Source organism: Paracoccus onchidii (assembly GCF_028294535.1).
Lineage (GTDB): Bacteria > Pseudomonadota > Alphaproteobacteria > Rhodobacterales > Rhodobacteraceae > Paracoccus > Paracoccus onchidii.
In genome coordinates this window covers 35,764-48,952 of the sequence record NZ_JAQBIE010000028.1, presented here as the reverse complement: position 1 = coordinate 48,952, position 13,189 = coordinate 35,764, and the positions used below count along the sequence as shown (strand labels likewise).

Annotated in this window: 11 protein-coding genes; 4 read left to right on the top strand and 7 right to left on the bottom strand. The window is 60.3% G+C overall.

Features of this window, described 5'->3' with window-relative positions; genetic code table 11:
- Positions 1-210: 210 nt before the first annotated feature.
- Positions 211-1,917, bottom strand: a complete 1,707-nt coding sequence (locus tag PAF17_RS17135) for an ABC transporter permease (protein ID WP_271890319.1) — start codon at positions 1,915-1,917, stop codon at positions 211-213.
- 113 nt (positions 1,918-2,030) lie between these two features.
- Here PAF17_RS17135 and PAF17_RS17130 point away from each other — a divergent pair, with 113 nt between their 5' ends.
- The 3 genes from PAF17_RS17130 (at position 2,031) to preA (ending at position 5,819) form a co-directional block, all read left to right on the top strand.
- On the top strand, positions 2,031-2,903 hold the full coding sequence (locus tag PAF17_RS17130; RefSeq protein WP_271890318.1) for a hypothetical protein: 873 nt from the start codon (positions 2,031-2,033) through the stop codon (positions 2,901-2,903).
- A 217-nt stretch (positions 2,904-3,120) separates the two neighbouring features.
- Entirely contained in the window at positions 3,121-4,476 is a 1,356-nt protein-coding gene (locus PAF17_RS17125; RefSeq protein ID WP_271890317.1) for an NAD(P)-dependent oxidoreductase, read from the top strand.
- A 44-nt stretch (positions 4,477-4,520) separates the two neighbouring features.
- Positions 4,521-5,819 carry an NAD-dependent dihydropyrimidine dehydrogenase subunit PreA gene (gene preA / locus PAF17_RS17120; RefSeq protein WP_271890316.1) on the top strand — a complete coding sequence of 433 codons (1,299 nt, stop codon included), beginning with the start codon at positions 4,521-4,523 and terminating at the stop codon, positions 5,817-5,819.
- Between the two features lie 41 nt (positions 5,820-5,860).
- On the opposite strand, the gene putP is transcribed toward preA, so the two are convergent.
- From putP to PAF17_RS17100, 4 genes are all read right to left on the bottom strand, one after another.
- Complete coding sequence (gene putP / locus PAF17_RS17115) at positions 5,861-7,339, bottom strand: sodium/proline symporter PutP (RefSeq protein ID WP_271890315.1); 1,479 nt, start codon at positions 7,337-7,339, stop codon at positions 5,861-5,863.
- A gap of 111 nt (positions 7,340-7,450) precedes the next feature.
- On the bottom strand, positions 7,451-8,923 hold the full coding sequence (locus PAF17_RS17110; protein WP_271890314.1) for a carboxypeptidase M32: 1,473 nt from the start codon (positions 8,921-8,923) through the stop codon (positions 7,451-7,453).
- Positions 8,920-10,065, bottom strand: coding sequence for a heme A synthase (gene ctaA, locus PAF17_RS17105; protein WP_271890313.1), 1,146 nt, complete (start codon positions 10,063-10,065; stop codon positions 8,920-8,922). Before ctaA ends, PAF17_RS17110 begins: the two co-directional genes overlap by 4 nt.
- Before the next feature lie 40 nt (positions 10,066-10,105).
- Positions 10,106-10,834 carry an RNA methyltransferase gene (locus PAF17_RS17100; protein ID WP_271890312.1) on the bottom strand — a complete coding sequence of 243 codons (729 nt, stop codon included), beginning with the start codon at positions 10,832-10,834 and terminating at the stop codon, positions 10,106-10,108.
- 72 nt (positions 10,835-10,906) lie between these two features.
- Between PAF17_RS17100 and PAF17_RS17095 the strand changes: the two genes are divergently transcribed.
- Positions 10,907-11,509: a thiamine phosphate synthase gene (locus tag PAF17_RS17095; RefSeq protein ID WP_271890311.1), complete on the top strand. Its 603-nt coding sequence runs from the start codon at positions 10,907-10,909 to the stop codon at positions 11,507-11,509.
- 59 nt (positions 11,510-11,568) lie between these two features.
- Here PAF17_RS17095 and purN read toward each other — a convergent pair whose 3' ends face one another.
- Both purN and purM read right to left on the bottom strand, forming a co-directional pair.
- Positions 11,569-12,150 (bottom strand): phosphoribosylglycinamide formyltransferase, encoded by a 582-nt coding sequence (purN, locus tag PAF17_RS17090; protein ID WP_271890310.1) that lies wholly within the window; start codon positions 12,148-12,150, stop codon positions 11,569-11,571.
- Positions 12,147-13,187 (bottom strand): phosphoribosylformylglycinamidine cyclo-ligase, encoded by a 1,041-nt coding sequence (gene purM / locus PAF17_RS17085; RefSeq protein ID WP_271890309.1) that lies wholly within the window; start codon positions 13,185-13,187, stop codon positions 12,147-12,149. The genes purN and purM overlap by 4 nt, the downstream gene beginning before the upstream one ends.
- Between the last annotated feature and the right edge of the window lie 2 nt (positions 13,188-13,189).

Here is a 13,189-nt window from a genome sequence, read left to right as displayed (position 1 = left end):
AACGGGTTTTACAATCCGCGACGACGCCACTCAGCACTGGGCTGGAAAAGCCCGGTCGCTTTCGAACGGAAAGTGGCCTAAACGAGCACTTGGGGCAGCACAAATACGCGACAAGTCCACTAGGAACTGCGTCAGCGAGGGTCAGCAGGGCAGTAAGTTCGCTTTACAAATCAGCTGCTCTACCAACTGAGCTAAACCGGCATCCACGGGTTATCCCGTCTGATTCAGACCGATACCCCTTGTCGTCGGTTTGTGCAAGCCAAGGTTGGCGCGCGCAAGCAGACCAACCGCCAACAATCCGACCAGCATCACCAGCAAAGCGGCTGGAGCCGCATTTCCAAGATCTTCAAGGCTGGCTTTTTCATGAACACGCGTAGCCAGCGTCTCGTAATTGAAAGGGCGCAACAGCAAAGTCGCGGGCAGCTCTTTGCAGCAATCGACGAATACCAGTAGCAGTGCCGAACCGACAGAACCCTGCATCAATGGCAGAAAGATGTCGCGCAGCACCCCCCGCGAATCCCGTCCCAATGAACGCGCGGCCATCGGCAGTGATGGCGATACACGCGTGAACGCCCCATCGATCGCGCCCTGTGCAATGGCGAAGAAACGGACCATATAGGCGAAAATGATCGCGGCCCCGCTGCCGGTCAGCAACAGCCCCGGATCAGTCCCCGTCAAGGCCAGCCAGGAATCGGCGACGCGATGATCCAACGCCGCCAACGGGATCAGTATTCCCACGGCCAGCACCGCGCCGGGTGCGGCGTAGCCGACAGTCGTGACGGGCAACAGCAATCGCGGCAGGGCGCGCCCCGACAAGCGCACCCCGTAAACCATGATCAGGGCAAGTCCGACGGTCGCCGCCGCCGCACCCGCGCCCAGACTGACAGTATGCCAAACCGCAAGGGCGAGTCCGGGGGTGATCCAACCCTGCGGATAGGCAAGCGCATAGTGAAAGATCACGCCGACCGGCAGCAAAAACCCCAAAGCAAAGGGAATGAAGCACGCAATTGCAGCGCCCAGCCCCGACACGGTCGCCAGCCTTTGGCGCATGATCGGCCGAGGCTGTCTTGCGCTTTGGTGATAGCGCGCATTGCGTCGCCCAAAGCGTTCCCACAACGCCAGCACCACCACCACCAGCAAAATGACACAGGCAATCTGCGCCGCACCGCCGGCATTGCGACGCTCAAGCCAGGTCGTGAAGATCCCGGTGTTCAGCGTTTGCACTCCGAAATAGCTGACGACGCCATAATCCGCGACCGCCTCCATCATCGCGATGGCCGATCCGGCCACGATCGCAGGGCGGGCCAAGGGCAACCCGACGCGCCGAAAAAGCGACAACGGCCCTGTCCCCAAGGCCCGGGCAACCTCATATGCGCTGCCGGATTGTTCATGCAGTGCCGCCCGCGTCAACAAATAGACATAGGGATACAGCGCGGCAGCCAGCACCAGAATCGCCATCTCGATCGAACGGACTCGGGGAAACCAGTAATCGCGCGCATTCTGCCAACCGAACCAGCCCCGCAAAGCCGTCTGAACCGGCCCGGAGTAATCCAGAAAATCCGCCAGCGCATAGGCTCCGATATAGGCCGGCACGGCCAGCGGTAGCAGCAGCAACCATTCCAGCCCCCGACGGCCCGGAAATTCATACATCGACACCAGCCAGGCAGATCCCGCCCCCATCGCAGCGGCCAACACCCCCGTTCCCGCGGCAAGAATGACCGTGTTCAGGAAGTATCGCGGCATCACCGTAGATAGCAAATGCGGCCAGATATTCTCGACCGGGTTCATGGCCAGCCAGATAACGGCGCCAATCGGCATCAGCACCAAAGCTGCGATCAATACGGCCGCAACCGACCATGTCCCGCCACCGCTCTGGCGCAGGGCGTGGTCATGCTGGCGCCTTTTCGGGCGGGACATATCCTGACTGCTCATGTTGTGGCGATACTGCAAAGCGATTTGACTGTCCACGAATGGTGGCTAATCTGCGCGCTACATCTTTTGATTGAATTCACGATTGGACGGCTGTGACGATGCAGATGGTTTTTCACCTCGGGGTGCATGGCACCGACGGCGACAGGTTGCTGAAAACGCTGCTGAACAACCGGGAACTGCTGTTTCGCGATCAAACCGAAGTGGTCATTCCCTCGCGCCATCGCAGCATCTTCGAAGAAGCGATCATGGCCCTGAACGGCGGTGCGGCCACCGACGAAATGCAGCAGATCATGCTGGATGCCATGCTGGAAAGCGCAGCGCCTGAACGGATCGTCATGTCATCGCCCAGCCTGTTGGGCGGGCCGGCACGTATGGTCGGCCCGGACGGGCTCTATCCCAATATCGGCAATCGGGCCGCTGCGCTGGCGAATCTGTTCCCGGACGCCCATGCTGAATTCTTTGTGGCAATTCGCAATCCCGCCGTGCTGCTGACCAAGATCCTGCCTCAGATACAAGGCGGCTATACATCACTGATGCAAGGGTGCGACCCTCGGCAATTGCGCTGGCCCGATACCATCCGGCGCTTGGTCGGGGCAGCGCAAGGACGCCGCGTCGTCATATGGTGCCATGAGGATGTGCCGATGCTATGGCCCGAACTGGTCCGGCTGGTCGGTGATATCGGGCCTGAAACGGCACTTTCAGGCACGCTGCTCTACATGCAAGAAATTCTGACTGACGCAGGTATTGCCGAACTGCGCACCACGTTGAGCAGTCGCGATCAGGTGTCCATAGCCCAACGTCGCGAAATCTGCGCGAACCTGCTGAAAAAAGCGGCACGCCCCGATGCTCTGGATGAAAATATCAACCTTCCCGGCTGGACCCAGGATGTCGTCGACAGCGTGACCAGAAATTACCACGAGGATGCGGCCGAGATCGCAGCACTTCCCGGAATAGAGTTCATAACTCCATAATTTATATAAATTTCAAGTAGATAAATTAACTATCCATAACTTGAATTAAGGTTAGTGGCTTTTTGGTTTTGGGCAGCACCCGCCTGCGTCCAAAACATTCTTTCGCTGTGGATCAAGTGCACGCACGGATATTCCGGTAAATTTTAAACCATTTGATAAAAAATCGAAGCTGTGTCAGCCTGATTCTTACCAACAGGTGAGCCAGGAGACACAAGAAATGTCCCAAGCCAGACTGTCACCGGGCGTCGCTCCCGGCCGACTTCCTCCGGATCAGCTGGACCGGAACTTTGCCGATATCGCCCCCGTCATTGACCGGCACGAAGCGATTGTCGCGGCGGATCGTTGTTACTTTTGCCATGATGCACCCTGTGTTACGGCATGCCCCACATCGATCGACATCCCCTTGTTTATTCGCCAGATCGCGACCGACACGCCCGATGCTGCGGCCATGACGATTTTTCACGCCAATATCCTTGGCGGCATGTGCGCGAGGGTCTGCCCCACCGAAAACCTGTGTGAAGGCGCATGCGTCCGAATGGAATCCGAAGGGAACCCCGTCGAAATCGGTGCGCTACAACGCTACGCAACCGATGGTCTGATGGCACAACCCGGGCATCCCTTTCAGCGGGCAGACACCACCGGAAAACGCATCGCCGTTGTCGGCGCGGGACCGGCAGGACTCGCCGCGGCCCATCGCCTGGCGGCAAAGGGCCATGATGTGGTGATCTTCGAGGCTCGTGAAAAACCCGGCGGACTGAATGAATACGGGATCGCAAGCTACAAAACCGTTGACGAATTCGCGCAAGCCGAGATCGAATGGCTAATGGGCATTGGCGGCATAGACATCCGTCACGGCGCCGCCTTGGGCCGCGACATTGATCTGGTGGATCTGAACGCACAATTCGACGCCGTTTTCCTTGGCATTGGTCTGGGCAGTGTCAACGCCTTGGACTGCCCCGGCGAAAATCGGAAACATGTTGTTGATGCCACCTCATTCATCCGCGACCTGCGACAGTCGACGGATCTTGGCGAAGTCCCTGTTGGCCGTGACGTGGTGGTGATCGGCGGGGGCATGACCGCGATCGATGCCGCGGTTCAGGCCAAATTGCTGGGCGCGGAAAATGTTACCCTCGTTTATCGGCGCGGACCAGAGAGAATGGGCGCAAGCCAGCATGAGCAAGACCATGCAACATCTCGCGGTGTAAAAATAATTTGCAACGCAGTACCTTACGATATCCACGGAAATGGTGCGGTAGCCGAGGTGGAGTTCCGCTATTGCGAGGATGGTCCTGACGGTCTGGTGCCGGGGTCCGAAAGCTTCAGGTTGAAGGCAGATCAGATGTTCCGCGCCATCGGCCAACGGTTGGAGATTGAGGCCCAGACCCTCACACTAGCGGGTGGCAAGATCGCAATCACTGGCCATGGTCGCACATCTGTGGATGGGGTCTGGGCTGGTGGCGATTGCGCCGAAGGCGGCGATGACCTGACCGTCACAGCCGTCGCCGAAGGCCGCGATGCCGCCGAAGATATCGATGCATGGTTGACCGGCCGTGCGATGGTCAGCCCCGGCTAAGTAAAATCCGCGCATGACAGATGCGCCCCGCAAAGGATCAGGCAATGGCAGATCTGCGTTCCAATTTCATCGAAATCAAGTCACCGAACCCCTTCTGGCTGGCCTCGGCACCGCCAACAGACAAGGAATACAATGTCCGTCGCGCCTTTCAGGCTGGTTGGGGCGGCGTGGTCTGGAAAACCCTCGGCGCCGAAGGGCCGCCCGTCGTCAATGTCAACGGCCCGCGCTATGGGGTGGTGCACGGACCGGATCGACGGGTGCTGGGGTTGAACAATATCGAACTGATCACGGACCGCCCGCTGGAGGTCAATCTTCGCGAGATCAAACAGGTCAAGCGCGACTACCCTGATCGCGCCTTGATCATCAGCCTGATGGTGCCATGTGACGAAGATTCCTGGCGAAACATTCTGGCAAAGATCGAGGACACCGGCGCCGACGGGGTCGAGCTAAACTTTGGTTGCCCCCACGGCATGAGCGAGCGTGGCATGGGCAGCGCCGTGGGACAGGTGCCTGAATATATTGAAATGGTGACCCGATGGGTCAAGCAATATTCACGCATGCCCTGTATCGTGAAGCTGACCCCCAACATCACCGATGTTCGCAAGCCGGCCCAAGCGGCCAAACGCGGGGGGGCCGATGCAGTCAGCCTGATCAACACCATCAATTCGATCACTTCGGTCGATCTGGACCAGTTCGCCCCGGAACCCACGATTGATGGGCGCGGCGCACATGGTGGCTATTGCGGCCCCGCCGTCAAACCCATTGCATTGAACATGGTAGCAGAGATTGCCCGCAGCCCTGAAACCCACGGCCTGCCGATCAGTGGCATCGGCGGCATCACCACATGGCGCGACGCGGCGGAATTCATGGCCCTGGGCGCCGGGAATGTTCAGGTCTGCACGGCGGCAATGACCTATGGGTTCAAGGTCGTGCAGGAAATGATCTCGGGGTTGCGCGACTATCTGGACCGCCACGAGATGGCCCTGTCCGACCTGATCGGACGCGCGGTCCCCAATGTGACCGATTGGAACCAACTGAACCTGAACTATGTGACAAAGGCGGTCATCGATCAGGATGAATGCATCAAATGCGGGCGCTGCTATGCTGCCTGTGAAGACACGTCCCATCAGGCAATCGCCATGCAGCCCGGTCGCGTTTTCGAGGTGATCGAAGAGGAATGCGTGGCCTGCAACCTGTGCGTCGATGTCTGCCCGATCGAAAACTGCATCACCATGCGAGAGTTGGACATCGGAGAAACGGACAGGCGAACGGGCCAGAAGCGCGGCGCCTATGCGAACTGGACGACCCACCCAAACAACCCGATGGCCAAGGCCGCAGAATAATCCGCTGCACGGGGTCGAAAAACCGACCCCGTGCGTGGGTTCTATAGCTGAGAATCGCGGCCGAGCGGCCGGAACTCGCCCTTGGCTTCGCTGGCAAGGCTGACCACCACGATCGCGATCAGTGCGGCGATAAAGCCCGGGATGATTTCATAGACCCCTGGCCCACCAAGAAAGCTGCCATTCAGGCCAAGCGCCGTCCAGAGCATCACCGTTCCGGCCCCGACAATCAGCCCGGCAACCGCGCCGCGTCCGGTCATCCGCGACCAGGTCAGCGACAGGATGATCAACGGCCCGAATGCCGCGCCGAACCCCGCCCAAGCATGCGCCACCAGCGACAACACGTTCGAATCGGGATCGCGGGCGATAAAGGCCGCAACAACGCCAACCGCAACCACCGCAACGCGCCCAACCAGAACCAGGGTCTGTTCACTGGCTTCGCGGTTCAGGAACAGCCGGTAAAAGTCCTCGGTCAAAGAGGAAGAAGAAACCAGCAACTGGCTGGAAACCGTGCTCATGATCGCGGCAAGCAGTGCTGCAAACAAGAAGCCGGTCACCAGAGGATGAAACAGCAGATCCGCCAGAACGATGAAGATGGTTTCGGCATCGTCGATAACCAGACCATTGCGTTCGGCATAGGCGCGCCCGAACACGCCGACTCCGATGGCGCCAATCAGGGAAACGGCCATCCAGCCCATGCCGATATTGCGCGCGGTCGGAACATCGGACACGCTGCGCACCGCCATGAAACGCACGATGATATGCGGTTGCCCGAAATAGCCCAGCCCCCAGGTCACGGCAGACAAGAAGCCAACCAGCGTAAGCCCGGTCGTCAGGGACAGGAAGTCCGGGTTAACCTGCTGCAGCGTGGCAGTGGCCTGTGCCAGCCCCCCGCCGCCTTCACCGAACAACACCACCAACGGCATGATGATCAGTGCCAGCATCATGATGCAGCCCTGAACGAAATCAGTCAGGCTGACCGCCAGAAAACCACCGACAACCGTATAGGCCAGAACCACCCCCAGCGTCAGCCAGACCCCGGTCAGATAATTGCCGTCAAAGGCGCTTGAAAACAACTTGCCTCCGCCGACAAGCCCCGAGGCGGTATAGACCGCAAAGAACACCACGATCACAATGGCCGAAACCACGCGCAGCAGAAAGGCCTGGCTTGGAAAGCGGTTGGCCAGAAAGCCCGGAATTGTCAGGGCATTGTCATAGCGTTCGGTCTGTTCGCGCAGACGCGGCGCAACGATGATCCAGTTCAGCAATGCGCCGACAAACAACCCGATCCCGATCCACGCCTCGACCAGGCCCGTTGCGTAAAGCGCACCCGGCAACCCCAGAAGCAGCCAGCCGCTCATATCCGATGCACCCGCGGACAATGCGGCAACCGCCGGAGGCAGGTTGCGGCCACCCAGAATATAGCCTTCCGAGTCAGAGGTGGATTTTCGCCATGCATATACCCCGATGGCGATCATCAACAGGAAGTAAAGGATCAAGCTGATCCATACGCCGATTCCCATGATTCGTTCCTCCCGAAAATTGAACTCATTGTGACCGAGCCGTCGCAGATCACCGCAGGCGACGCAACCTCAGCCCCCAAAATACAACTTCAGGAAGTATGCCCCATCGGATCAGAGATCGTAGATCCGGCTGAACTTATCCTCGAGGTAATCCAGCAAAGGTTCCGGCGAAATCAGGGACTCGGTGGCGGATTCAATCAACTGTCTGGGTGGCAACAGACCACCATGACGTTGAACGTTCTCGCGCAGCCACTCAACCCCGGGTGAAGCGTCCCCTTGGGCCAGGGACTCATTCAAATCGGGAACTGCGTTGCGCATGGCATCATTCAGGCAGCCGGCATAGACATTGCCCAACGCATAGGTCGGGAAATAGCCGAACAATCCGACAGACCAATGCACATCCTGCAGCACGCCATTGGCGGGTCTGTCAACCGCCACGTCGAAATCTTTCAGGAAACGTGCATTCCATGCCTCGACCAGATCTTCTGCATCCAAGCGGCCCGAGATAAGATCGCGCTCCAGATCGAAGCGCAACATGATATGCAGATTATATTGCACCTCGTCGGCCTCGGTCCTGATATAGCCCGGGGTAACACGATTCACGGTCGAATAGAACGCGTCGGGATCGGTGATATTCAGCCCGTCAAAGGCGTCAGACATACGGTTGAACAACCACCCGGCAAATGCCCGCCCGCGCCCCATCTGGTTTTCATAGATCCGGCTCTGGCTTTCGTGAACGCCCATCGACACACCACGTCCCAGTGGCGTGAAGGCATAGTCAGGATCGATGCCCAGTTCATAGCTGGAATGCCCGACTTCATGAATGGTCGAGTAAATGCAGTTGAAAGGCTCGGGTTCCACGACGCGCGTCGTGATCCGGCTGTCCTGCCATCGCCCGCTGCTGAATGGATGCACGGCCAGATCGATCCGCCCCCGCGACCAATCATAGCCAAAGGCCGTTGCGCAGGTCCGTGCCAGGCGCAGCTGTGTTTCCTGGGGAAAATGCCCGGTCAACGCCTGTGGCTGGTGGTCAGCCCCCAGTATCTCATCGCGCAAGGCCACCAGCCGGGGACGCATGGCATCAAACAGAACCGCGATTTCGGCGGCCGTGGTATCGGGTTCGTAATCGTCCAGCAGGGCGTCATACAGATCCCCACCATCCGCCAGCGCCGCCGCCTCTTCGCGTTTCAGCATCAGAACCTGATCCAGCGTCGGCAGAAAATCTTCGGGCGTTTCATTCGCGCGGGCCTCGGCCCATATCCCTTGTGCCAGCGATGTCGTCTTGGCCAGTTCACTGGCCAACCGTGCAGGAACGCGGCTGCTGCGGCTGAAATCACGTCCGACAAGGTCAACGATTCGCTGTTCGACCTGGTTCTGGGGGCGTGCGGCCGCCAGCCATTCGCCGATACGGGGATCGGTGCGCCTTTCATGCAGCACCTCTTCCATGGCCGCCATCTCGTCGGCGCGCTGTTCCGTCGCACCACGAGGCATGACGGTTTCCTGATCCCAGCCCAACCGTTCGGCCACCGAGGACAGCGCCTCGGTCTGACGCTGGAAGGCAAGTAGGTCGTCGAAGGCGCTCATCTGATCGTTCCCCTGACCGAAGTTTCACGCGGATACCGGGCGTTGAAGCGTGCGCGGATAATCATCCCGATCAGCATGATCGCTCCGAACTGGTGGATCAATGCCAATGGCAGTGGCGATGCATGAATGACGTTCATGATCCCCAACGCGATCTGCGCCGCAAGCATCACGACCATCGCGCTGAATGCGCCCCGCGTCACAGGATGGGGCGACCGGCGCGACCGCATCCAGACGACAAGGCCGAACACCGCAAGCAGATAGCCGGTCATCCGGTGGATGAACTGAACCAAAGCCGGATTCTCAAAGAAGTTCCGCCAGCCAAGGCCGCCGTCCCAGATCGCCGCGGGCACCCATTCGCCGCCCATCGTCGGCCAGCCGGTATATTGACGCCCGGCATCGATTCCCGCGACCAGCGCACCAATCAAAACCTGTAGAAAAGCAAGGTGAAGCAGACCCGTGGACATCGAGAACAGCTTGGCTTCCCCCGCGCGCCTTGCGCGCAAGAGGTCGGCCTCGGACCGCCCAAGCATCAGCGCATACCAGAAGATCAGGCCAAGAATCAGGAAGGCAATCCCCAGATGCGTGGCCAACCGATAAGACGCGACGCGTGTCATGCCTTCGCCCAATCCGGAACTGACCATCCACCAGCCGATCGCCCCCTGCAGACCGCCAAGCGCACCAAGCCCCAGCAGGCGGGGTGTCCAGCCCGTCGGAATCTTGCGCGCGACCAGGAAACCCAAAAAGCCGACGGCCCAGACCATGCCGACAAGACGCCCCAGCAACCTGTGCGACCATTCCCACCAGTAAATCTGCTTGAACCCGGCCAGATCCATATCGGAATTGACCTGACTGAATTGCGGAATCTGCTGATATGCTTCGAATTCGCTGGTCCATTCCGCCTGTGACATCGGCGGCAGCGCGCCCGTGACCGGCGCCCATTCGGTGATCGACAAACCCGATCCGGTCAGCCGCGTCGCACCGCCCAGGGCGATCATCGCCGCGACCATGACGAACAGCAGCATCAACCAAAGCCGAATCGCCTTGCGCGCACCCTTTGGGGCGGCATCGATCAGGCCGGTTTGTGCAACGGGACGCGTGGCTGACTGGTCCGAGATTTCCTCGAATACAGGTCGCTTGGCCATCTGGAGGCTCCTTTGGGCTTGGGCGGAGGTTAGGTCGGGCTTAGCGGCGGGTCAATTGTCGCAACACCCCATGCAGGATTCGCACATCCCCTCGCGTCAACGACAGGCGCGACCACATGTTACGCAGGTTCAACCGCATATTCGCGGCCTTGGTTTCGGGAAAGAAAAAGCCCGCCTCGGCCAGTTTATCCTCGTAATGGTCGCCAAGCCGTTCGATTTCGACGCGATCGGCGGGCAGTTCGCCGTCGGGGCGGCGTTGCAGCGGTGCGGGTTCTGGCGGCAGATGTTCGCGCCCCCATTCATACCCCATCAACAGCACCGCCTGCGCCAGGTTGAGCGATGGGAAATCCGGATTGACCGGCACGGTCACGATCGCGTTGGCGCGGGCGACATCTTCGTTTTCAAGGCCGGCACGTTCTGGCCCGAATATCAACGCGCAGCGCCCTTCATGGGACCGCGCCTTTTCCATGGCCGAGGCCGGGGTGAAAACGGGCTTGGTCAGATCGCGCCCTCGCGCCGTGGTGGCGAATGCAAAGCCGACGCCTTCCATGGCGCTGGCCAGATCGGGATAGACCTTCGCCTGATCCAGCACCCGGCCAGCCGCACCCGAGGCCATGGCGACCGCCTTGGGGTTCGGCCAACCGTCGCGTGGTGCGACCAATCGCATTTCGGTCAGGCCGAAATTCAGCATGGCCCGGGCTGCGGCGCCAATGTTCTCGCCCATCTGCGGGCGCACGAGGATGATGACAGGCTTGCGTAAATCTTGCATGTGGTGCCAATTAGTCGGTCTGGCAGCGGGCGGCAAGCTGCGCTATCTGCGACATAAAGATGGAGACCGCGAATGACGGACGCCCCGCAACTATATCTGATGACCCCCGCCGGCGCTCAGGCCTCGGCGCTTGGACCTCTCTTGACCGAGGTGATGGATCGCTTCCCCCCCGCCTGCCTGCGCATACGCGGCGGCGCCGAGGAAGACGAACTTGGACGCCTGGCCGACATGGTGCGCGAAATCGCCCATGCCCGCGACATTGCCGTGGTGATTGACGATCACATCAAGCTGGCGCAGCGCCACGGTCTTGATGGTGTCCATCTGACCGATGGTGCGCGCGGTGTGCGCTATGCGCGGGACGAATTGGGTCCGGATGCCATTGTTGGCGCATTCTGTGGCAATTCGCGCCATGACGGCATGACTGCGGGCGAGGCAGGTGCTGATTATGTCAGTTTTGGCCCTGTCGGAGACAGCGTGCTGGGCCGCGGCGGCCCCGCCCCGCTTGAGCTGTTTCAGTGGTGGTCGGAAATGATCGAAGTTCCGGTTGTTGCCGAAGGCGCCATTACGCGCGAACTGGTGGAAAAACTGTCTCCCGCCTGCGACTTTATCGCCATTGGCCCTGAAATCTGGGCGGATGATTCGCCCGCAGGCACGCTTGCCGGGTTGTGGATCTAGGGCCACAAGGCGCTTGGGCAATGGGGCGCACTCGGCGCCCCGACCATGACGCGAGCCAGCTATCCGTCTCGGCAATCATCCGAGGCGAAATGCCGCAGCACCGCCGGATAAAGCCGGTGTTCTTCGACCAAGACCCGCGCAGCCAGTGATTCGGGTGTGTCACCGGGAAGGATCGGCACCCTCGCCTGCCCCAGGATCGGGCCTGCATCCAGTTCAGGAATGACCTCGTGGACAGTTGCGCCGGCCTCGGCGTCACCGGCCTGGATTGCGCGCGCATGCGTATTCAGACCCGGATATTTGGGCAGAAGCGACGGGTGGATATTCAGCATCCGTCCCGAAAACCGGCTGACGAATGCCGGGGTCAGTATTCGCATGAACCCGGCCAGACAGATGATGTCGGGATCGGCGGCCAATAGCGGCTTCAACAATGCGGCCTCGAACCCCGCACGATCACCGCGAAAGGCGCGGTGATCCACCGCAGCCGTCGCCACCCCCAGATCTGCGGCTTTTTTCAAACCGCCAGCTTCAGGATCATTGGATGCAACCAATACGGGGCGTGCCGGGTGATCGCCGGTCATGTCCTCGACCAGCCGAAGCATGTTCGACCCGCCGCCCGAGATCAGAATCGCAACTTTTTTCACGCAAGCTTTCCGCGATAGCGCACACCTTCGCCCGCCGTGACATGGCCAATACGGCTGACCGTCTCGCCGGATTCACCAAGAATCGCCGCGATCGCATCGGCCTTTTCCGCGTCCACCGCCAGGATCAGGCCCATGCCGCTGTTGAAGGTCTTGAGCATCTCTGCCTGATCGATGCCTCCCGCCTCGGCCAACCAGCCAAACACCGGCGGCATCGTCCAGCTTCCAAGGTCGATCTCGGCGCCCAGACCGTCTGGCAGAACACGCGGCAGGTTTTCCGTGATACCGCCCCCGGTGATATGCGCCAGCGCATGTACGCCGCCCGAACGGATCGCCGCCAAAGCCGGTTTGACGTAAAGCCGCGTCGGCACCAACAGCGCCTCGCCAAGCGACATGTCGGCAAAGGGCGCGGCATCACCCCAACCCAGCCCGGCATGCTCGGTGACCTTGCGCACCAGCGAATATCCGTTGGAATGCACACCATCCGAGGCCAGCCCCAGCAGGACATCCCCCTCGGCCACGCCGGCCGGCAAGGCGGTCCCGCGCTGCATTGCACCGACCGAGAACCCGGCAAGATCGAAATCGCCATCACTATACATGCCAGGCATTTCGGCGGTTTCCCCGCCGATCAATGCGCAACCGGCCAGCTGACAGCCACGCGCGATGCCTTCGACGACGCGCGCGCCCTCATCGACAGACAGCTTGCCTGTGGCGAAATAGTCCAGAAAGAACAGCGGCTCGGCACCCTGACACACCAGATCATTGACACACATCGCAACAAGATCCTGACCGATGCCATCCAGATGCCCGGTATCGATCGCGATGCGCAGCTTGGTGCCCACCCCATCAGTCGCAGCAACCAGAACCGGGTCGTCATATCCGGCGGCTTTGGGGTCAAACAAGGCGCCAAACCCGCCCAAAGCGTCCATGACGCCCGTGCGCTTGGTCGCCGCGGCGGCTGGTTTGATACGTTCGACCAATGCATTTCCCGCGTCGATATCGACGCCCGCATCGCGATAGCTGATCCCGTTCTGTGTCATTG

Bases quoted from the DNA above. Each gene is read 5' to 3' on its own strand.
- PAF17_RS17135 (WP_271890319.1), bottom strand. From the start codon at position 1,917: ATGTCCCGCCCGAAAAGGCGCCAGCATGACCACGCCCTGCGCCAGAGC.
- PAF17_RS17130 (WP_271890318.1), top strand. From the start codon at position 2,031: ATGCAGATGGTTTTTCACCTCGGGGTGCATGGCACCGACGGCGACAGG.
- PAF17_RS17125 (WP_271890317.1), top strand. From the start codon at position 3,121: ATGTCCCAAGCCAGACTGTCACCGGGCGTCGCTCCCGGCCGACTTCCT.
- preA (WP_271890316.1), top strand. From the start codon at position 4,521: ATGGCAGATCTGCGTTCCAATTTCATCGAAATCAAGTCACCGAACCCC.
- putP (WP_271890315.1), bottom strand. From the start codon at position 7,339: ATGGGAATCGGCGTATGGATCAGCTTGATCCTTTACTTCCTGTTGATG.
- PAF17_RS17110 (WP_271890314.1), bottom strand. From the start codon at position 8,923: ATGAGCGCCTTCGACGACCTACTTGCCTTCCAGCGTCAGACCGAGGCG.
- ctaA (WP_271890313.1), bottom strand. From the start codon at position 10,065: ATGGCCAAGCGACCTGTATTCGAGGAAATCTCGGACCAGTCAGCCACG.
- PAF17_RS17100 (WP_271890312.1), bottom strand. From the start codon at position 10,834: ATGCAAGATTTACGCAAGCCTGTCATCATCCTCGTGCGCCCGCAGATG.
- PAF17_RS17095 (WP_271890311.1), top strand. From the start codon at position 10,907: ATGACGGACGCCCCGCAACTATATCTGATGACCCCCGCCGGCGCTCAG.
- purM (WP_271890309.1), bottom strand. From the start codon at position 13,187: ATGACACAGAACGGGATCAGCTATCGCGATGCGGGCGTCGATATCGAC.